The organism is Erwinia papayae (assembly GCF_058241465.1).
Genome location: NZ_JBZCHT010000013.1, coordinates 142309 through 163617, shown reverse-complemented (window position 1 = coordinate 163617; position 21309 = coordinate 142309). Strand labels below are relative to the sequence as shown.

Sequence of the window (21309 nt, the reverse complement as noted above, 5' to 3'; positions counted from 1 at the left end):
AAGTCAGCTCGCAGATAAAATAATATGAGTATTCATACTATGATTCCTCAATAAGGAAGAACAGTACAAGGAAAAGTTATTTTGGAATCAATTAAACCCTCCGATCTGAAAACCATATTACATTCCAAACGAAGTAATATTTATTATTTGCAATGTTGCCGGGTGCTGGTTAATGGCGGGCGCGTTGAATATGTCACAGAAGAGGGAAAACAGTCGCTTTACTGGAATATTCCCATCGCTAACACCACGGTAATTATGCTGGGGACGGGAACCTCGGTCACTCAGGCAGCAATGCGTGAATTTGCCAGAGCAGGAGTGCTGGTGGGGTTTTGCGGGGGTGGCGGCACGCCTTTATATGCAGCAAATGAAGCAGAAACCACCGTTTCCTGGCTGACATCACAAAGTGAATATCGTCCTACAGAATATCTGCAACAGTGGGTGAGTTTTTGGTTTGACGATAGCAGCCGTCTTGAGGCGGCGAAATGTTTTCAGCGAACACGTATCAGTCAGATTCGCCAGCACTGGTCTGCCGATATCATCAGAAGAGAAGGCAGGTTCTCCTGTGAACCGCAGAAACTAGCCATACTGCTGGATCGATTTGAAAAGAGTTTATCGCAAAGCCAGAACTCGCAGGATTTGCTGGCGCAGGAAGCAGTAATGACCAAAGCTCTTTATAAACTGGCCGCGCAGACGGTTAATTATGGTGATTTCACGCGAGCAAAACGCGGTGGCGGGGTGGACGCTGCCAATCGTTTTCTCGATCACGGCAACTATCTGGCTTACGGGCTGGCAGCCGTGGCATGTTGGGTAACTGGCTTACCCCACGGGCTGGCGGTATTACATGGTAAAACGCGACGTGGCGGACTGGTTTTTGATGTGGCGGATCTGATTAAAGACGCCCTGATTTTACCGCAGGCTTTTATTGCTGCCATGTCCGGAGAAGATGAGCAGGAATTTCGGCAACGCTGCATTCGTGGTCTGCAAAAGGCGGAGGCGCTTGAGGTGATGATTGAAACAGTGCAAAACAGTGCAGCAATGCTCAGTAAGGCGGGTAAATGAATATTCTACTGGTTTCACAATGTCATAAGCGGGCACTGACAGAAACAAGGCGTATCCTCGATCAGTTTGCGGAACGTAAGGGGGACAGAACCTGGCAGACAGCTATCACCCTTGAAGGCCTGAATACCTTACGAAAGCTGTTAAAGAAAACGGCACGGCGTAACACGGCGGTAGCCTGCCACTGGATCAAATCCAGCAATCAAACGGAGCTGGTATGGATTGTCGGCAATCTGCGTCGGTTTAATCCTCAGGGAGCGGTTCCCACTGACACCACAGAACGCGATATTCTGAAAAATCACAGTGAAAATCAGTGGTACTGTGGTGAAAGTATCAGCCTGCTGGCGGCACTGGCGGGCCTGTTTCATGATTTTGGCAAGGCTAACCAACTGTTCCAGGACACACTTAAGGGAGAAGGAAAACGTTTTCAGCCCTGGCGGCATGAATGGATATCGCTGCGCCTGTTCTGTGCATGGGTGGCTAACAAAACAGACCCGCAATGGTTAACCGCGCTCAGCCAGGTGACGGAGGAGGATGAGCAACAAATATGGCAAAACCTCTGCCAGGATCCCTATCCTCCTTATCAGAATCCCTTCATTAATTTACCGCCAGTCGCCACCACCGTTGCGTGGTTGATCCTCTCTCATCACCGCCTGCCCGCCTGCTCTGCGGATACAGACTATCCGCCAGATATCACACGGATGTCAGACTGGCTGACCGGACAGCTGACGGCAGAGTGGAACTCGACGAACCACCTGCAAAACTGGACAAAAGAGGAGCTGGCCGCCGTCTGGCGTTTTCCGCATGGCACCCCTTTGCGCAGCGCAGTCTGGCGTGAAAAGGCGAAAAAATTTGCTGGTCGTGCGCTGAAATTACCTTCACTAAGCCGCTTTGGGGGGCTGGATCACCGGTTCAGCAGCCATATGGCGCGTCTGGTTCTGATGCTGGCCGACCATCACTACTCCGCATTGCCCGCCACGACAGGTTGGCAGGCACCTGACTGTAAAATCTGGGCCAACACCTGTAAGCAGACAAAGGCGTTAAAGCAACAGCTTGACGAGCATAATATTGGAGTGAGCCAGAATGCTCTGCTGCTGGGCCGCTGTCTGCCGCAGTTGCGCACGACTTTACCGGCCATTACCCGACACAAAGGATTTAAACAACGCAGCAAAGAAGAGCGCTTTCGCTGGCAGGACAAAGCTTTCGAACTGGCAACATCGCTAGGTGAAAGGACAAAGGTACAGGGATTTTTCGGCATCAATATGGCTTCCACTGGCTGTGGTAAAACTTTTGCTAATGCGCGCATCATGTATGCGCTGGCGGATGAAAAACAGGGATGCCGTTTTTCCGTTGCGCTTGGCCTGCGTACCCTGACATTACAAACGGGTGAGGCGCTCATAGAAAAACTACATCTACAGGATGACGATCTGGCGGTGCTGATTGGTTCGCAGCCGGTACGACAGCTGCATGATTTCTGGAATAAAAAACTCGCCATATCCTCTGATGACAGCCATGACGCTGAAGAGGCGATCTTCGCAGAACATCAGTACGTCCGTTACGATGGCGCGCTTGATGATGGACGCTTAAGCCAGTGGTTGCGCCGCTCCCCTGAACTGCATCAATTGATCAGTGCGCCGGTGTTGGTGAGTACTATCGATCATCTTATTGGGGCGACGGAAGGGATTCGTGGCGGTAAGCAGATTGCGCCGATGCTGCGCTTGTTAACTGCCGATCTGGTACTGGATGAGCCTGACGATTTTGATAACAACGACCTGCCAGCGCTATGTCGCCTGGTGAACTGGGCAGGTCTGCTTGGCTGCCGTGTGCTGCTCTCTTCCGCTACTCTGCCGCCTGCTCTGGTGCAGGCGCTGTTCAGCGCTTACCGTGCGGGGCGAGCGGATTATCAGTGTGCCTGCGGTGAGCCAGACCTGCCGGTGAGTATTTGCTGTGCCTGGTTTGATGAATATGATTGCGCGCATCATGATATTACGGCGATCAAAAACTTTGTTCAGCATCACGATGATTTTGTCAAAAAGCGGGTGGGTAAATTACAGGACGCTGAGGTTCTGCGACGGGGTGAACTGCTGGCGGTCAATCCGCCCACGCCCCGTGAAAAAGACGTGCTGGACAGTATGGCCGCAGAACTGCTAAAAGCGATGCACAGTCTGCATACCCGTCATCATCAACGCCACAAATCAGGAAAAACGCTGTCGGTCGGGCTGATCCGCATGGCAAATATCGACCCACTGGTGGCGGTCGCCAGGCGTTTACTGCAAACGGCGGCCCCGGAAGATTTTCGCCTGCACTATTGTGTTTATCACAGCCAGCACCCGCTGGCGATGCGCTCGCAGATTGAACGACGTCTGGATGCCACGCTGACTCGCTACGATGAACAGGCTATCTGGCAGACTTCGGAGGTCGGTCATATCTTTGACACTCCCGAAAAACATCACCTGTTTGTGGTGCTGGCCTCACCGGTAGCGGAAGTAGGGCGCGATCATGATTATGACTGGGCGATTGCGGAACCCAGCTCGGTTCGCTCACTGATCCAGCTTGCCGGGCGTATTCAGCGCCATCGCCGGAAAGAGTGCCAGTCTGCCAATCTCCTGATTCTGCAAAAAAATCGCAAAGCGCTTAAAAATGTTGAACTGGCTTACTGTCGGCCAGGATTTGAATCTGTCCGATTTCCACTGCGCAGCCACGATCTCAACGAGATCCTTCAGCCATACCAGTATGAGGTGATGAACGCCATTCCCCGTATGCAGCGGCGTGATGATGAGCAGCCTGAAACCAATCTTGCCGCACTTGAGCACACTGCCTTACAGGCCATGCTGATAAAACCTGAGCGGCCGGGGTATTACTACGCCGCACAGTGGTGGCGGGAACAGGCAACCTGGAGTGGTGAGCAGCAACGGATTACGCCGTTCCGGCGCTCGGCACCTGAAGAGTTGTACTGCCTGTGGATGGAAGATGAAAGCGATTCGCCGTTATTTAAGTTTCCCGATGTTGTTCCCGGCCAGTGGAAAGCCAGCGCGGATTTTCAGCCCTGTGAACTCCGTTTTGCCAGCGGCGTCAGTCCGTGGATAGCCGTTGATTATCTGCCGGTATATCAGCAGCTGGCGGATGAGTTACATATGGAGCTGCGGCAGGTTAGCCAGCGGTTTGGCGAAATCAACCTGGCTGAAAAGCGAGGTGATGAGCGGTGGCTTTATCATCCGTTGCTTGGCGTGTTTGGCGCACTCGACTGAGTGCGCCGCTGCCTGTGCGGCAGTTAAAGGATGACAAAACATCATCATTATTTTCTAAGCTATCTGAACGATAGTTTGTGAATCTTACAAACAAAGAGGCTGGACTACCAGGCCACTAATCAATGAGCCAGTTATTTTCAATTTTGCATAATAAATCACCTTGCATGAAATACAGCGATGAGTAGAATGATTCATAAGATTTTTTAATAAATAAAAATCATGATTATGGTTAGTAGTCATGAGGTGATATCGCCGACCGGTGATGCATTTGTCTGTTATTACAATAAGTATTTTATTTTAAAAAATCTGACCTGAGTCAGGTGGTGCTGAACGATGAATCAGATGCAGCCATAAAGCAGCAATATTTTTCAATGTTTTCGATAACGATTAACAAAAACAAATTATAGCTGATTGAAATATAGGGTTAAGGAGCCAACCATGCCGGATGAAGGATTCACATTATTAATTACCAGTTATGTAAAGGCTCGCAGACAGCCGCTGCTGGAAGCATTCGATAAAGAGGCAGAAAAGAAGCTGACAAATCTGACTGATGCTCAACAGATTGCGTTGGTCAGACAGGAAACGGCCAGCCAGCGGCGTGAACTTGAGCAACGTTACGAAATTAAAAGCTGGCTGACCGATGCGGCCAGTCGGGCTGAACAGATCAACCTGGTCACCCATGCGCTGAAATTTACCCACAGTGATGCCAGAGGAAGCAGTCGGTTCGATGCGTCCGCCAGAGAAGACGATTCCACTTACCTTTCCACCGCCACATTGCACAAACCGGCGATTGATGCCGTAGGCAATGCGGCTGCTCTGGACGTCGCCAGATTATTGCAAACTGAATATCAGGGCGAATCGTTAATTGAAACGCTCCGTCGTGGAGATTATTCCCCACTGGCACCGCTGGCAGAAACGGAAGGGCAGCTGATGCAGTGGGTGAATGGTTTTATGCAGGCACTGACGGATAAGCAGCCCGGCTCACACAAGCTGGCAAAACAGCTCTATTTCCCGGTGGGCGAAAATGACTATCATCTGCTGGGGCCGCTGTTTTCTTCTTCGTTAGCACATGCGCTGCATCAGCGGATTGCCGATGCACGTTTCAGGGATAAAGCCAAAGAGATTAACGCGGCTTTCAAAGCGAAACGCTGGCATGCAGAGCCGCGTGTCATCTACCTCAATATGGCGTCGCAAAACCCAGGCGGCTCCAAACCGCAGAACATTTCTTATCTCAACAGCGTACGCAGAGGACGCAACTGGCTGCTCTCATGTGCCCCACCTTGCTGGCAAAATCAGCCCAGGCCACCCACAAAGCACAAATCAATCTTCAATCATTACAGTGAATTCAGTCAGATGGCTCGTTCCACTATCTGGCAACTGCGCGAATTCTTACTGAGAGTGAAAGATGCACCCAATAACCGGGAAATACGCCATCGCCGACTGGCATACACCGATGAAATTATCGATATCCTCTTCAGCTATGCCGCCGGAGTAGAGAATATGGGCGTGGAGCACGGTTGGAGCGCGGACGACGCGTGTCAGTTGAAACGTTCACAGCAGCTGTGGCTGGATGTCGGACGGGCAAAAGAGGACAGCCAGTTTCGGGCAGAACGTGAAAGCAATGAATGGCAAAGAGAAATCGCCATTGATTTTGGCGTCTGGCTCAACCGGCAGTTAAAACATGATGAACTGAAAGTGTCAGAGGTGGAACGACGCGAATGGTCGTCCCTGTTTAAGCAGCGGCTGGGCGAATTTGAACAGGCTGTCAGGGAGGAATCACAATGAGAACGCTGATCCTGTTACGGCATCTTCGTGTGGAAAATGCCAATGCTGTCGCCGGGCTGACGTGGGGTTTTCCTGCCATCTCCCATTTTCTGGGGTATACCCATGCGCTTTCACGCAGGTTGCAGCAGAGTCACGGACTCACGCTGGATAATTGTGCGGTGATCTGCCATCAGCACCAGCTACATGCGTACTCTTCCGGGCGTGATTTCTTTTTCTCTCTGACACGAAACCCGCTCACCAGAGAAGCAAAAACAGCGGCCTTTAACGAAGAAGGACGCATGCATATGACGGTTTCTTTATTAATTGAATGTCAGGGGACGATTGCCAATGGCCGGGATGGTGCAAAAGCGCTGGAAGCTCATCTTCAGACGCTGTGTGTCAGCCAGCGTCTGGCCGGGGGAACCATCATCAGCATGAGCCAGGCCCGCGTAATGCCCTGGCCGGTTGAGCAGAGTGCACTCCGGCGCGTGTTGTATCCTCTGTTACCCGGTTTTGCCTTAGTGGATCGTTCCGCATATCTTGCAGAGCATTATCAGGCACTGAAGCAGGAAAATCCCCAGGTGGAAATGATCGATGCCTGGCTCGATTTTGCTGCGCTTAAAATGTCAGCTTCAGCGCCCGATCGGGAGAGCAATACCTCAGAGGAAACGTCAGCCCGGTGGCGCTACGTCCCTCGTCCCCAGCCCGGCTGGCTGGTGCCCATCCAGACGGGGTGGAAGTCGGTATCGCCGCTCTTTCCTGCGGGCGAAGTGGAGAAGTCCCGCGATCCCACCCTACCTTTCTGCTTTGTTGAAGCCATTTACGGCACAGGTGAGTGGCGAAGTTTACATCGTATTACTGACCTCGAAACGCTGCTGTGGCGCTATGACTATCATGATGGCCTCTATCGCTGCTGCTCCGTATCGTCTGCTCCCGATGACACTTACGAATTCATTGATGAAGAATAACGCAAAGGAATAAAAGAATGGCTAAATCAACGATTAAAACCGCTTCCGTGCTGGCTTTTGAACGCAAGTTATCCAATTCAGACGCGATGATGTACGCCTGTGACTGGCAGCAACCAGAACGGTGTCAGGCGATCGAAATAAAGGAAAAGGCGGTACGTGGCACGATTTCAAATCGTCTCAAAAATGCCTCGGCCAGCGATCCGGGAAAACTGGATGCCGAGATTCAGAAGGCTAATCTGCAACGGGTGGATGTTGCGGCCCTGCCTTTTAACTGCGACACGCTTAAAGTCAGCTTTTCCCTGCGCGTACTGGGTAACCTTGCGCTGCCTTCTGTCTGCAACGATCAACACTATCAGGCAGAACTGGCGGGTATCATCAACGGATATATCAGTGAGCATGGATTGTCCGTGCTGGCCAGCCGCTATGCTGAAAATCTGGCGAATGCCCGTTTCCTGTGGCGCAACCGGGTTGGCGCGGATGACATCAAAGTTTGCGTCACGGGTAAAAGCCAACGCTGGGAATTTAACAGTGACCAGCTGAGCCTGCGTGAATTCAGCCAGCCTGCGGGAAATCTGGCAGAGCTGGCACAGGAAATTGAACAGGGACTGGCGGGAGATGGTTTCACTTTTTTCAGCATTGATGCTTTTGTGCGTCTGGGAAAAGGGCAGGAGATCTTTCCTTCTCAGGAGCTGGTGCTGGACAGCAACAGTAAAAAAAGCAAAGTGCTGTACCAGGTTGGCGGCTGTGCCGCGCTGCATTCACAGAAAGTCGGCAACGCATTGCGCACTATTGATAGCTGGTATCCGTCCGCCACCGAGCTGGAGCTGGGACCGATTGCGGTAGAGCCTTATGGTTCAGTGACCAGTCGGGGCAGGGCGTATCGCCAGCCAAAGGATAAAATGGATTTTTACACGCTGCTTGATGGTTGGGTGACCAAAGGGATCAAGCCAGAAACGGAGCAGCAGCATTATGTAATGGCCGTTCTGATCCGCGGTGGTGTCTTTGGTGAAAAAAGTGAATAGGGGTGGCTATGGATCATTATATTGAAATCCGTATTCTTCCCGATCCTGAGTTCAGCCCGGAGATGCTGATGACAGCGCTGTTTGCCAAACTGCATCGTGTGCTGGGTAGCGTTGGACAGGGGCGGATTGGCGTGAGCTTTCCGGCTGCAAAAAATACCCCTGGCGACAGAGTACGAGTGCATGGTTGTCTGGCTGCGTTGTCCGAACTGGAAGCGGTTTCCTGGCGCAAGGGGTTAAGTGACCATATTGATTACAGCGGTATTTTGCCGGTGCCGGAAACAACGCAGTACCGTACCGTCAGCCGGGTGCAGTGCAAGAGCAGTGCGGAGAGGCTGCGGCGGCGCTCGGTGAAGAAAGGCTGGCTGAGCGTAGATGAGGCAAAAATGCGCATTCCCGATGCGCATGAGCAGCGTTTATCACTGCCTTTTATTCGCCTGAAAAGTCTGTCGAGTAGCCAACAGTTTCTGTTGTTTATTAAACAGGGGCCGCTGGTGGCCGAGGCCGTTCCCGGCAGGTTCAGTGCCTATGGACTGAGCGGACAGGCAACCGTTCCCTGGTTCTGACCCTTTTTTTCACACTGTTTTTAACTTGTTGATATCTAAGGTCAGGGCAGGGTAAGTGAAAAAAGGGTTTTCAGGGAGATTGCTCTTTTTTTCTCTTAAAAACGTAAGGTTATATTTAACTGCTAACAGTTCACTGCCGTACAGGCAGCTTAGAAAATCGAGAGTGAAACCGTGCTGATTGTGCGGAAGTTCACTGCCGTACAGGCAGCTTAGAAAGCCATGCGTAAATCTCAGAGTCTGAGCGTGCCGTTCACTGCCGTACAGGCAGCTTAGAAATAACAGGCATATTTCGGCGTTGGCCCGCGTCCGTTCACTGCCGTACAGGCAGCTTAGAAAAGCACGGCCAGCACTACCAGCGTAGGGCTGATGTTCACTGCCGTACAGGCAGCTTAGAAAGCAGGAGGCATCCCACCTTTCGGCACTGACTTGTTCACTGCCGAGCAGGCAGCTTAGAAAATGTTCATCAAAAAATAATCCCGGTCACCGTTGTTCACTGCTGCACAGACAGCTAAGAAACGGCCCTGAATATAAACACTGAACGTCAATTTCACCGTCCCACAGCCCTGACAAGGAAGGAAATGACTCTTCCGACTATCCGCCAGGCTGGTTGTCTGGGGCTTCCATGCCCGTCTGTAATCATCCTCAGCATGACCATCAAGCCGCGCTGTCAGATAAAAATATTTGTCACTCAATAAATTTTAATCACTGGCTGAACGCGTCTGCGGGATAAGCAAGTTAATAATCACTCACAGGTAGCGTGATAACGTTTTCCGCCCGGATTAGTAAATGAGAAAGCGTGGCAGGTCTTCAGGCGTTTATTGAGATCGGTGGATTTATAAATGTAGACCGTGACATGTTGCTTCCCATGGAAGGGATCATAACCACCCGTATGCCACAGGCTGCTTTTCAGATAAAGATTGGTGTTGCCAATGGTGGGATCGCTCGCCCCATTGGTAATGCTTTGATCCGCTGACTGACTTAATGTCTGCTGGATGGTGGTATTTTCTCCATCGGTGGATTTGGTGTCACGCTGTGCCTGGGTAATGGCTTTCCAGCTGCTACAGCTGTCGTTGCTACAGACGTATACCGCTGCCTGCGCCTGGCTGAAGAATGCGCCAGCTCCCATAATGGCTGCCAGAGAAAGCAGGCAGGATCTGAGTGTTTTCGCCAACACCCCTTGAGGAAAACGGTTCAATCCAACTCCCTTTATGCCGGAATCGGCCAAATCAATCGTTACTGACTGCTGAGAATTATGCATAGGTTAATTCCTCTGTATTGTTATGGCATGGGTAAGAGTCATGATTAACTATAATCAGTTTTTATAAGTAGCCATAAAAAAACAGAAAAATAAAAATAAATATATGTTTTAAAAGTATTTAAATCTGGAAACTAGTTGAGGTGATGGTAATAAAAGGGTGGCGCGGCTTACAGATGAATTGATGAGAAAATTTGAATTTTACCCATGCCTGATTCGAGCTTACGGCAAGCAGATTTCAGGGTAATCCATCGCTGTGATTACCCGGTTTACGCCCGGCAGGAGGTAGCATCAATGTCGTTGTTTGATGGCTGCTGGCCTGAGCAGGTTTATCTTTCTCCGATAAAGAGAAGATAACATCTGACCGTGCAGGATTAACCGGTGAGAGCATGAGCATACTGCGATGAGAATTATAAATTAGTAACGGCTTACTGCTTTCGACTTCCTTCCAAAAGTCGGGGCCGTTTAGCGCTGTTTTTCCTGTGCGGTGCTGCGATAATGCTGTCCATCTCACAGAGAGCGCCAATCCCCGAAGGGAAAATACGCGCGAAACAGCGAAATCAGTTCAGAGGACAGCAGCATGGAATACGAATTTTTACGTGACCTTACCGGTAAGGTGAAGGTGCGCATGTCGATGGGACATGAAGCCGTCGGGCACTGGTTTAACGAAGAAGTGGAAGATAATCTCACGCTGCTTGATGAGGTTGAAAACGCCGTAGCGGAGATAAAAGGCACTGAGCGCCAGTGGCAACGGGTGGGCCGCGAATATACGCTGTGGATGGATGAGGAAGAGGTGATCATTCGTGCAAACCTGCTCAGTCTTGAGGGGGACGAAATGGAAGAAGGGATGCGCTATTACGACGAAGAAAGCCTGTGCTTTTGCGGCGTGGAAGATTTTCTTGCGGTGATTGCTGCCTGGCGCGCTTTTTTACAGGAACGCTGAGGATCCCTGGCGGCGGGCCGTGGTGCAGAGCAGGCTCGCCAATCAGCAGGAAAAGCATCCTGTGAACCGTGGCGAGCTGGCTTCACTCTTTATTGCCAACAGGTTTTTCGTCCCTGCCCGAACACAGAAATACTATGTAATCAGGGCCAGGTAAATTTTAGTTACTGAAGAAAAAACAGCCGCGTTAAGTCTGACTGTGTCAGAGTGACAGCAAGAAAAGTTGTGGATTTTGCCGGTGATGAATTCTGGTAATCTGCGGACTTAATCTGCCACTAAAATTCGGTAGATTTTTTCCCTGTTGAATTGGCCTTATAAAACAGTAATTTAGTTTTAGAGTGTTCCCCGCGCGAGCGGGGATAAACCGAAATGGACGACGTGGTGATACACCGTGAGCGCGTATTCACCAACTGCGATAAACCGCGAAGTTAAATCATGCAGCCAGTGACGGAGGGTGGGGGTATCGATAACCGGATATCACCCTCTACACCACTAACGATGATAGATGTCATTTTCCGCCAGAGTAATCGCGGGCGCATCCACACTGACCTGGTTAAACATCAAATCTTTTACCCCGGCAATTTTGCCAAACTCCTGCGCCTGCACGCTGATATGGCTGAAATGCAGCGTGGTAATCGGCTGCTCCACTGCGCCCTCAATAAAAAAGGCGCGGGAAAATCCGTCAGCCCTGGTCAGTCGGCTGATGACATGGGAGACCAGAATATTTTCTACCTTTGTCAGACCTGCCAGACCTTCCACCCCTTGACTGAGTTTGCGCCAGTGAGAGGGCTGTTCTATTCCGGCAGATTGCTGGCTGTAGCTGTACTGCGGAAACCAGTTCAGTTGCAGCATAAAGGGATAGCAGACATCCTCCATCGTCAGATGACGGACAATAATGTTTTTTATCCAGCCGCCGCGATTGCGAGCTGACTTAATACGAAAGCCGACGCCGGTGCCTGAAAAACGATTGTGCTCAATAATGATGTTTTCGATTCCGCCAGAAGTTTCGCTGCCGAGCGTAATCCCGGAACCTTTCAGCAATTGACAGTCGCGGATGGTGATATCGCGGGCCGTCCGCGCCAGCTGTTGTGCCTCTGCGCCCCGACCGGATTTGATGCAGATATTGTCATCGTTACAGGACACGCTACAGCCCTGCACGCGAACCTGCTCGCTGGAATCAATATCAATGCCATCCGTGCTGGGCCCGGCGGAATTCTCAACCCGCAGTCCCTGCAACACCACCTGTTTTGCATAGCAGACGTGAATATTCCAGAAGCCGGACTCGCGGGAGGTAAAGCTGTCCAGCGCCACGGAATGGCTCTGATAAACCACCACATTGCGGGGACGCTGACAGTCGTAATCCACAACCCAACGCAGGTCCTGCTGGTTGTATTCCGCCAGCATCCCGCCATTTTCATCCTCTCCCCAGAATTTGTGCCACCAGATGGCACCCTGACCATCCACGGTGCCGGGACCGCTGAGCGTCACATTCTGGCACTGATTAATGTTGATGATCCCGGCTGGCCACGTCATATCGATTCCGGCCACGCGGGTGGCGATCGGGGGATAATCTTCCAGTTGCTGGCTACCCAGCAGTACCGCGTTTTCAGCCAGTTTAAGTGTCAGATGACTCTTCAGGAAAAGCGAGCCGGTAAGAAAACGGCCTGCGGGGATCAGTACCGTATCGCCTGCCGAGGCCCGATCGATGGCAGCCTGTATCGCCCGGGTGGAAAGGGAAGAAGCATCAGGCACTGCACCAAAATCGGATATGTTTAAAATCGCCATAAGTTCTGCCTTAGGTGTATGAACCACAAAAGATAACCGCCACAAAAGTATCATCCACTGGCAGGCGATAAATTGTTCAGGATCAGAGGTTAGCAACGCTTAAAGACCAGGGGGATAAAAACCCAAAGTGAATACATTTCAGGGAACAGGCAGATAGCGAGCAGCAAAGGAGAAGTGAATCTGCTGCCATTTTCAAAGGTCGGAAAGATAAAGGCGCACCGTACCGATTTTTTGTACGCCTCAATGGCCCGGAAAGCTCACGGCATCTTAACCGACGTTACAGCGAGGCACCGCCACAGATTACCATCTCCTGGCCGGTGATGGCATCGGCGGCGGGGGAGAGCAGAAAGCTGACCAGCCCGGCGACCTCTTCCGGCTGAATATAGCGCCCGATGGGCGGCAGCGTTGGTGGTGAGCTTTCCCGGCCAGGCATACTCAGCATTGGCGTGGCGGTTGCACCGGGCGCGACGATATTGACGGTAATGCCACGCGGTGCCAGCTCTGCTGCCCAGCTCCTGACCATGCCTTTCATCGCCGATTTGGTGCTGACGTACTGGCTACGTCCTGCTGCGCCGCGCGAGGTCCGACTGCCGATCAGAATAATGCGCCCACCGCCCGGTAGCTGTGCCACCAGCTGATTAGCCAGCACCTCTGCCACGGCAATATGCAACTGCCACAGCTGTTGACTGATTGCGGCATCAAGTTCGCCGAGAGGTGCCGTCTTCATCATCCCCGCTGCATGGACCACCGCATCGACCGGCGACAGCGTTGCCAGCAGCTGTTTTAATGCATCGGTATTCAGCAGATCAACCGGCCGCGAGCAAAAACGGGGATGACTGAGCGTGACGGGAGTGCGACTCAGCCCGGTGACCGTCCAGCCTTCGTCGAGCAGTCTGGCGACGATGGCGGCCCCAATGCCGGAGCTGGCCCCGGTGACCAGGGCGTGACGGCTCATAAGGGCGTCTCCAGCAGGGTCAGGGGGATTTTAAATACCGCTTTCCGCACCGGAGCCGGTTGACCGCTGGCGCACAGCGCCTGATGCGCCTCGCCGGGATAGAACGTCACGAAATCCCCGGCGGTAAGCCGCAGCGAATGCGGCAGCTGCGGTTGGGCAACGATAAACAGATCAGGTTTCTTTTCTTCTGCCTGCTGCTGACGGGCGTCGGCACAGGAAAAATTAACCGTCTCGCTGCCGTCCAGCACGATCTGGATATCCAGATACTGACGATGAAACTCGGTATGGCGCGTCTCAGCGGCGGCGGTTTGCGCCATGCTGATGGTGTAAAACCAGTCTTCACCCTCTGGCTGAAAGCGGCCATCATCCTGCGCCTGCAACGCTGCCAGGCTGTGTTCAGGTCTGGCAAGCAGCGCGTGCAGCAAAGGGGGCAGGGTTGCCAGCGACAGACGGTTCAGATTGCCGGTGATCATTGCGTTTCTCCTGAAGCGGTAACCCACTCTTCGTGAAGACAAACGTATTTAATCGCCTGACGAAAATAAGTGTACGCGACATGCAGCTCACCATTAACGCCCTGTTTAATGCTGGGATAGGAGAACTCGCGGTTCAGCTTTTGCTGCGAATTATTGGTCATACAGTAGCCATCCCCCTCATCAAGATTGCGCTGCCACGGCCAGCTGTTACCGCCATCTTTCGAAATGGCCAGCGTCATCGGCGCGCGTGGTGCCCCCCAGAAGGCGGTTTTGCCGCTGTGGGCGACCGGTTCCGCAGTGGCAACGTCGTCTTCGTCTTCAATTTCATCATACAGTGACAGACGCCGCTCGCTGGCACCTTCGGCGCTCATGGCGTTGAAGACCAGCGCCAGTGAGCCGTCAGCAAGCGTGGTGACCTGAATAGAAGAATTGTTATTCGGCAGTTCGGTGGGCTGCGGTGCAGACCAGCTTTCACCATTATCGTATGAACGGCTGAGCCAGATATGGTCAGCCCAGCGGCTGCGGAACAGCGCCAGCAGCGAGCCATCGTTCAGCAGAGTGACATTCATATGCACACAACCGGTGCTCTCCGGCACCGCCACATCGCGCCAGGTTTTTCCCTGGTCTGAGGAAATTTTCACCGCGCTGGTATCGTCATTCCCTAGCCATTTTTCACCGGGACGGGTGGTGCAGTAAAACACCGGCAGCAGCCAGTTACCATTTGGCAGCACGACTACCGGCTGGCGGATAAAAGTACCGGGCCTGTCCAGCAGCGTGGCTATCGGCCCCCAGCTGTGACCAAAGTCAGCCGACTGACGATAGCGAACGATGGCGGTGTCCTGATTGCCCGATTTCTGGGCGGTGTACATCAGCCACAGAATGTTATCCGGTGCCAGAAACAGTACGGGGTTCTGCTCTGAACGGCTGTCGTCCTCCGACAGTTTTTGTGGTTCGCTCCAGCGCTGGCTGCCTTTTGCCAGACGCGAACACCAGATGGAGATATCGGCAATGCCTTCCTGGGTGCCGCCAAACCAGCAGCAGAGCAGATCGCCATCCGGCAGCGGCAGCAGGTTGGCTGCATGGTTCTGCGGGCAGGGGGAGGGTAGCATCGCGACCTGTAACTGGCTGTCACCGGCCGGGTGTACCAGGCCATCACGCTCGACGGTTACGTTATCCATCATCATTACGCTCCACTTTTTTGCAAATTGTTGTTGGCTTTCTTACTTTTTTCCCGACCGGGTATCAGGTGGTCAATCGCCATAATCACCGCCGGGGTAATCAGGGCGATATACATATTGTTGATGCCAAAAGGGTCGCCCAGCAGGAACCACACCGAGGTGGCCACACAGGCACCAATCAGTCCCCAGTTTGCACCACGGGCGCTTTTAAACATCGGCAGATAGAAGGCGATAATCGCGACCACGGAAATTGACAGGCGAATAGCGCGGGTAAAGAAGGAGAGTTTCAGCACTTCCGGCACGAACAGCACGAAGATCAGCGGTGCGAAACCAATCACCAGCGACAGCAGGCGGGTCATTTTGAACTCCCGCTCCGGGGTGGGATTACGGTAAGGGACGTAGAAATCTTTGACGATCAACGAGGCGATGGCCAGTGCCACGGTGCCGACGCTGACAAAAATCGAGGCCACCAGCGAGGTGGTGACAATCCCGGCCAGCCATGGACTCATATCCTGTAAAAACACCGGCAGAGCATAGAGGCTTTTAATGTCAGGATGTAGATATTTTGCCGCCACGCCAATCACCGCAATGGCAATGCCGATGGGCAGGCAGAAGAAAAAGGCGACCCAGGTGGCGCGGCGGGCGGCAGCCGGGCTTTTGGTTGAGGAGATCGCCTGGATGACAAACTGGGTACAGAAAATCGACCCGATGGTCCCAATTAACCAGGCGACAATGGTGCTGGCACCAACGTGGCCGTCCCAGGTCCAGTAGAAGTCCGGCATCTTCTGCACCATCGGCGTAATCCCCCCGGTCATTTTCAGCGCCACGCCGAGGATTATCAGAATACCAATGTATTTCAACGCACTGTGCAGCATAGTCACCCACGCCATGCCTTTCATGCCGCCAAAGGCAAAGTAGAAGGTGCTGACTACAGCGGTGATAAAGGCGGCCACCGGCAGGTTAACTTTCAGCACGGTAGAGATGGCGGCTGCGCCGCTGACGTAATTCCCCACGTTCACCAGCAGCAGGGCATAAATCATAATCAGCGAAATGATGTTTTTGGTGGTACTGCCGTACTTCTCCGCCACCGCGCCGGAGATGGTGATTTTGCCGGTATTGTAGATGCGTTTTACCAGCAGCAGCCCGAAAATCGGGAAGCCAATCGCCGCGCCAATCACCGACCATGAGGCGGCAAAGCCATCTTCAAACGCGGCCTGCGCGGTGCCAATGGTGGACTTGGCACCGATATATTCAGACATCAGCATAATGCCGACGATAAAGGCCGGCATCGCCCGTGAACCTTCCATAAAATCGCCGGAGCTCTTACTGCGTAAACGGTAAGTCAGCCAGGTGGTGAACAGAATGTAGGCCACCACCATCCCGATGATGATCATCGTGCCTGAGGAGGAAAACTCTTTCATCGTAATGCCTCACTATCGGTCAGGGCGCGCCGACCTTGTGGTTCTGTCCGCGCCTTGCAGGGTTAAGGTAAAGTGAAACGGAACCACAGGCAGGGCGGGACAGCCCGCCGGCCAGCAGCGTTAACGGTGATACAGGGTTAAAGGTGTGCGGGCAGCCAGCCTGTGTCTGCCCTTGTTTTGCTACGCGCGGCCCATCGATACCTGCCGCGCCTTTAATGTGTCTTCGCTGGAGATGGGTTCTACTTTCCCCATTAAAAACAGATAATTAAGGATGCCAATCACTACCAGTCCGGCAGAGAAAATCAGTGCCCAGTTGAAGGAGCCGGTCGCGGCAACGATGGCTCCGGTAACGATGGGCCCGATTGCGCCGCCCAGATTGGAGACGGTGTTTTGCAGCCCGGCGACCACGGAGACGCTGTTTTTCGGGGCCACGTCGCCTGGCAGCGCCCATACCTGCGATGCGGCCACGGTGGTTCCTGACTTCGCCACGCAGAGCAGGAATACGGTCATTGCCACTGAGTCGGTAAAAGGTGCAAAGCCAATGCACAGCGCCATCAGCAGACCGACAGTCAGAAACAGTTTGCGGGTGGCAGTCAGCGACAAGACTTTGCGGTGCACCATACGGTCTGATGCCCAGCCTGCGGCGACTTCAATCACCATGCCGCACAGCAGCGGCAGGGCGGCAATCATCCCCATCTTGATAAAATCCATACCTTTCTCTTTCACCAGGTAAGTGGGTAGCCAGGTGATAAAGAAATAGGAGGTGTAATTGATGGTGAAAAAGCCGATACACATTGCCTGTATGTTGCGGTAGCGCAGCAGTTTGTACCATTTCATCGGCAGGACGCCTTTTTCACCGTGCCTGCGCGCCTGACCTTCGCGGATCAGGCTGACTTCCTGTTTGCTGATACGTTGATGATCTTCCGGGTTTTCAGCGTAAATCAGATACCAGGCGATGACCCATAACAGCCCGACGCCGCCGATAATCAGAAAGGTCAGCCGCCAGTCGAACATGTAGATCATCCAGACGATCAGCGGCATTGCCACCGCGCCACCAAATTTTGAGGCGCTGTCGAACAGGCCGGAAACGGTGGCGCGTTCTTTATCCGGAAACCAACGGGCGGTGATACCGGCGTTACTGGGATAGGCGGCGGCCTCACCGACGCCGAGCGCGAGGCGCAGCGCCAGAAGCGATTTAAACCCGGTTGCCAGCCCCATTGCTGAGGTGGCGATGGACCACCAGGCTACCGCGAGGCCCAGCCCTTTTTTCTGACCGAAACGGTCGGCAAACCAACCCGCCGGGATCTGTAGCAGGGAATAGGACCAGAAGAATGCCGCCATGATAAAGCCCATCATTTCCGGGCTGAGTTTCAGTTCATCAATCAGATGCGGCGCGGCCGCTGACAGTACGGTGCGGTCGATATAATTGATGGCAATCGCCAGCCACATCAGACCTGCAATCCACCAGCGGATGCGGGTGTTTCCAGCATGAGTATTCATCGTCAGACCCCGGTAAGCGTTGTTCCAGGCTGGATCACCGTCCAGCTCTCTTTATCGGGGCGGCAACGACGCCCCGGCCCTGATTACAGTGCATTCATCACGTTGACCGGCTGTTGCTGTGCTCTGACACACTGCACAATCTGCTGCACACAGCGATCGCCGATGGCACTGATTGCCCCATCGGTGTAGCCGGCAATATGTGGCGTGGGAATAAAGTTATTCAGCGAGAACAGCGGATGTGTGGTCAGCGGTTCGTGGTCAAAAACGTCTGCGGCGGCACCGGCGATCATCCGGTCGTTCAGCGCATTAAACAGGTCGCTTTCATTGACCACGCCGCCACGCGACACGTTGATCAGAAAGGCAGATTTTTTCATCTGTGCGATCCTTGCCGCATCGAACAGATCCCGCGTTTGTTCAGTCAGGGGCGTGTGCAGGGTAATAAAGTCGCTTTGCGCCGTCAGTTGAGCCAGCGAGACAAACTCAATGTTGTGCGCGGCAGCAAATTGCGTATCCGGATAAAAATCAAAGGCCAGTACGCGCATACTGAAACCACTGGCTCGCAGCGCCACCTGCTTGCCGATATTGCCGAGGCCGACAATCCCCAGCGTTTTGCCATACACATCGGTGGCGAAAAGGCGCGGCCACTCTCCGGCACGGGTGGCGATACAGGCCTGCGTCACCTGGCGGGCAGCATTGAGGATTAGCGCGAAGGCAAAGTCGGCCACCGCATGTTTGTTCGCATCCGGCACGTTGGTGACATAAATTCCACGGGATTTGCAGGCCGTCAGATCGATGTTATCAACCCCCACACCGTGTTTGCAGACGATGGCCAGCCGGGGAGCCTTCGCCAGTAACGCGGCATTCACCTCGGTGAAGGCGACAATCATCGCCACGGTATCGGTCAGATGCGGCTCCAGTGCGCTCAGCGGGGCGTCGGCAGGCAGCATCACCAGCTCGAACCCCTGTTGTTGTAAGGCTTCGATTGGCTGGCTGTCGTATCTGGCGAATGAAGGAGAGGTACAAATCACTTTCATTTTACGTATCCCGTGATGGCGCCAGACAGCGCCACCACCAATTAGTGAGTGTATTGATTAACGATCTGGCGGATGCGCTGCTCCTGCTCCGTGCTGAAGCGCACGGCATAGCGGCTTTCACCCACCTCATGGCCCATCAGCGCCACCGCTTTTTTCACCGCTGCGGGCGAGAAGCCGACGCTGTAGAGATCGGTTCTCAGACCGGTGACGTTTTCCTGCGCCCGGCGCGAACCGTCGATATCACCCGCGTGGAACCGCGCCCAGATGGCGTTGATCTCGTTGGGTGCAACGTTAGCCAGCCCGGAAATACAGGCGGAGCAGCCGTCCACAAATCCCTGATGAATCAGTGAATCCGGACCGTTCAGCACGTCAAAGTTGTCGAGGCCTTCGGCGGCGCGGAGGAACCCGCTCAGGCTGTCATAACTGCCCGCGCTGTCCTTAATGCCGACGATATTGGGGTGGGCGGCCAGTTCACGCACCGTCTCAGGTTGCAGCGTGTTGCCGGTACGCGCCGGAATGTTGTAGAGAAACAGCGGCACGGTCAGCGCATCGGCGACCTCATGGTAATGGGCGATCAGTTCCTGCTGACTGAGCGGCACAAACCACGGCGTGATAGCAGAAACCGCGTCCACCCCGGTGGCGGCCACCTGCTTACCGAGACGAAGTGTTTCACGGGTGGAAATCTCACCGATGTGTGCAACAACCGGGGCGCGACCCGCAACTTCCTCGACGCAGGTTCTGGCGACGGCCAGCTTTTCTTCACTGTTCAGCACAAAGAACTCACCGTTGGTGCCGCCGCAGAAAATACCGTTACCCGCCGCCAGCTGGCGCTGAATCTGCTTACGCATGGCGGCGTCGTGGTAGTCGCCTTCGGCGGTAAAAGGGGTCACGATGGCGGTCAGTACGCCGGATATTTTTTTACTCATAGTGTCCTCGTAATCGTTAAGCGTGTAGCGCCGGAAACAGCGTCAGATAGACTTCGCGAACATCGTCGGCGCTGACCGGGGCGGGTACGTTTTTCATCAGGCGCTGGACGCCAAGTGCGGCATCAACCAGGCCGGGAAGGTGGTCCGCGCCGATACCCAGTTCGTCCAGGCTGGCCGGAAGGTGCAGGCGTTTAACCAGTGCGGTGAAATAATCCACCAGCGCGTGGGACTGCTGTTCTTCACTCAGGCTGAGATCGGCCTCTGGCAGCAGCTGATAAGCCTGGGCAAATTTGCTGACCGCCGCCGGACGCACAAACCGCATACAGGGTGCCAGCAGGATGGCATTCGCCACGCCGTGTGGAATGTGATATTTGCCGCCAAGCGGATAGGACATGGCGTGCACCAGATGCGTTCCGGCATGGGCAATAGCGGCACCGCCGTAATACGATGCCCACAGCATATCCAGCCTGGCCGCCAGATTACCCGGTTCCGCTACCGTTTTTTCCAGACTGTTAAACAGCTTTTGCAGCCCCATCAGCGCATAGTTATCGCTGACCGGATTGGCGACGGTGGCGGTGAAGCACTCAATCAGATGGCACAACGCATCAATACCGGTAGAAGAGGCAATATGGGCGGGCATACTGGTGGTCAGCTCCGGTGCCAGCACCACATAGTCAGGCAACATCACCGGCGAGATAATCCCTACCTTGGTTTCCTTTTCAGGGATGGCGAGAATGGCATTGGGTGTGGCTTCAGAGCCGGTTCCTGCGGTGGTGGGAATAAGCAGCGAAGCGGTTCGGCGCTGGGGTTTCTCGCCCTCCAGCAAGGCATCCAGCGTCGGCGGGTTCTCCACGCAGAGCACCGACAGCAGTTTGGCCACGTCCAGTACGCTGCCGCCACCCACGCCGATCACCAGATCGATACCCTGCGTATCCAATGCACTGACGATCGCCGCCACATCATGCTGGCTCGGTTCCGGAGGCACCGTATCAACCCGGCTCAGCGTGGCAACCCTGTCGCTCAGCTGGTCAGTCAGCGCCCTTACTGCCGGGATGCCGACGATGTTTTTATCTGTCACCAGCAGGACGTGTTGTACATCCTGCAACAGCCAGCCAATGTCATGAAGAGTCTGATAGCCACTGATTACGGTGCTGTTGATATTCATTTGCCATACCTTTATCTGCCTGCGAAGCAGAATTGATTGTATTTGCTCATTTCTCC

The 21309-nt window shown here is 53.7% G+C and carries 17 protein-coding genes and 1 CRISPR repeat array; of the genes, 7 read left to right on the top strand and 10 right to left on the bottom strand.

The window, feature by feature from the left end:
- The first annotated feature begins 78 nt into the window (after positions 1-78).
- From cas1f to cas6f, 6 genes are all read left to right on the top strand, one after another.
- Positions 79-1059, top strand: coding sequence for a type I-F CRISPR-associated endonuclease Cas1f (gene cas1f, locus AC3RPL_RS16890; RefSeq protein WP_490742073.1), 981 nt, complete (start codon positions 79-81; stop codon positions 1057-1059).
- Complete coding sequence (cas3f, locus tag AC3RPL_RS16885; protein ID WP_490740902.1) at positions 1056-4304, top strand: type I-F CRISPR-associated helicase Cas3f; 3249 nt, start codon at positions 1056-1058, stop codon at positions 4302-4304. The genes cas1f and cas3f overlap by 4 nt, the downstream gene beginning before the upstream one ends.
- Positions 4305-4742: 438 nt before the next feature.
- Entirely contained in the window at positions 4743-6089 is a 1347-nt protein-coding gene (csy1, locus tag AC3RPL_RS16880) for a type I-F CRISPR-associated protein Csy1 (RefSeq protein WP_490740901.1), read from the top strand.
- Complete coding sequence (csy2, locus tag AC3RPL_RS16875; protein ID WP_490740900.1) at positions 6086-7036, top strand: type I-F CRISPR-associated protein Csy2; 951 nt, start codon at positions 6086-6088, stop codon at positions 7034-7036. Before csy1 ends, csy2 begins: the two co-directional genes overlap by 4 nt.
- A 17-nt stretch (positions 7037-7053) precedes the next feature.
- Entirely contained in the window at positions 7054-8058 is a 1005-nt protein-coding gene (csy3, locus tag AC3RPL_RS16870; protein ID WP_490740899.1) for a type I-F CRISPR-associated protein Csy3, read from the top strand.
- A gap of 8 nt (positions 8059-8066) precedes the next feature.
- Positions 8067-8621: a type I-F CRISPR-associated endoribonuclease Cas6/Csy4 gene (cas6f, locus tag AC3RPL_RS16865; RefSeq protein WP_490740898.1), complete on the top strand. Its 555-nt coding sequence runs from the start codon at positions 8067-8069 to the stop codon at positions 8619-8621.
- 128 nt (positions 8622-8749) lie between these two features.
- Positions 8750-9137: a CRISPR direct-repeat array (repeat unit 28 nt; unit sequence GTTCACTGCCGTACAGGCAGCTTAGAAA).
- Positions 9138-9363: 226 nt separating this feature from the next.
- On the opposite strand, the gene AC3RPL_RS16860 is transcribed toward cas6f, so the two are convergent.
- Positions 9364-9879, bottom strand: coding sequence for a hypothetical protein (locus AC3RPL_RS16860; protein WP_490740897.1), 516 nt, complete (start codon positions 9877-9879; stop codon positions 9364-9366).
- Positions 9880-10456: 577 nt separating this feature from the next.
- Between AC3RPL_RS16860 and yacL the strand changes: the two genes are divergently transcribed.
- A complete protein-coding gene (gene yacL, locus AC3RPL_RS16855; protein WP_034937415.1) occupies positions 10457-10819 on the top strand; it encodes a protein YacL in 363 nt (120 codons plus the stop codon).
- Positions 10820-11308: 489 nt separating this feature from the next.
- Here yacL and AC3RPL_RS16850 read toward each other — a convergent pair whose 3' ends face one another.
- The 9 genes from AC3RPL_RS16850 to AC3RPL_RS16810 all read right to left on the bottom strand — a co-directional run bounded on the left by AC3RPL_RS16850 (position 11309) and on the right by AC3RPL_RS16810 (position 21253).
- Complete coding sequence (locus AC3RPL_RS16850) at positions 11309-12601, bottom strand: glycoside hydrolase family 28 protein (protein WP_490740896.1); 1293 nt, start codon at positions 12599-12601, stop codon at positions 11309-11311.
- Positions 12602-12878: 277 nt separating this feature from the next.
- Positions 12879-13556, bottom strand: a complete 678-nt coding sequence (locus AC3RPL_RS16845) for an SDR family NAD(P)-dependent oxidoreductase (protein WP_490740895.1) — start codon at positions 13554-13556, stop codon at positions 12879-12881.
- Positions 13553-14029 carry a NanQ anomerase/TabA/YiaL family protein gene (locus AC3RPL_RS16840; RefSeq protein WP_490740894.1) on the bottom strand — a complete coding sequence of 159 codons (477 nt, stop codon included), beginning with the start codon at positions 14027-14029 and terminating at the stop codon, positions 13553-13555. Before AC3RPL_RS16840 ends, AC3RPL_RS16845 begins: the two co-directional genes overlap by 4 nt.
- Positions 14026-15213, bottom strand: a complete 1188-nt coding sequence (locus tag AC3RPL_RS16835; RefSeq protein ID WP_490740893.1) for a sialidase family protein — start codon at positions 15211-15213, stop codon at positions 14026-14028. The genes AC3RPL_RS16840 and AC3RPL_RS16835 overlap by 4 nt, the downstream gene beginning before the upstream one ends.
- Entirely contained in the window at positions 15213-16628 is a 1416-nt protein-coding gene (locus AC3RPL_RS16830; protein ID WP_490740892.1) for a sodium:solute symporter family protein, read from the bottom strand. The genes AC3RPL_RS16835 and AC3RPL_RS16830 overlap by 1 nt, the downstream gene beginning before the upstream one ends.
- 180 nt (positions 16629-16808) lie before the next feature.
- Positions 16809-18128, bottom strand: coding sequence for an MFS transporter (locus AC3RPL_RS16825; RefSeq protein WP_490740891.1), 1320 nt, complete (start codon positions 18126-18128; stop codon positions 16809-16811).
- 83 nt (positions 18129-18211) lie between these two features.
- Positions 18212-19162: a phosphoglycerate dehydrogenase gene (locus AC3RPL_RS16820; protein WP_490740890.1), complete on the bottom strand. Its 951-nt coding sequence runs from the start codon at positions 19160-19162 to the stop codon at positions 18212-18214.
- 41 nt (positions 19163-19203) lie between these two features.
- Positions 19204-20088: a dihydrodipicolinate synthase family protein gene (locus AC3RPL_RS16815; protein WP_490740889.1), complete on the bottom strand. Its 885-nt coding sequence runs from the start codon at positions 20086-20088 to the stop codon at positions 19204-19206.
- Positions 20089-20104: 16 nt separating this feature from the next.
- Entirely contained in the window at positions 20105-21253 is a 1149-nt protein-coding gene (locus AC3RPL_RS16810) for an iron-containing alcohol dehydrogenase (protein WP_490740888.1), read from the bottom strand.
- Positions 21254-21309: the final 56 nt, after the last annotated feature.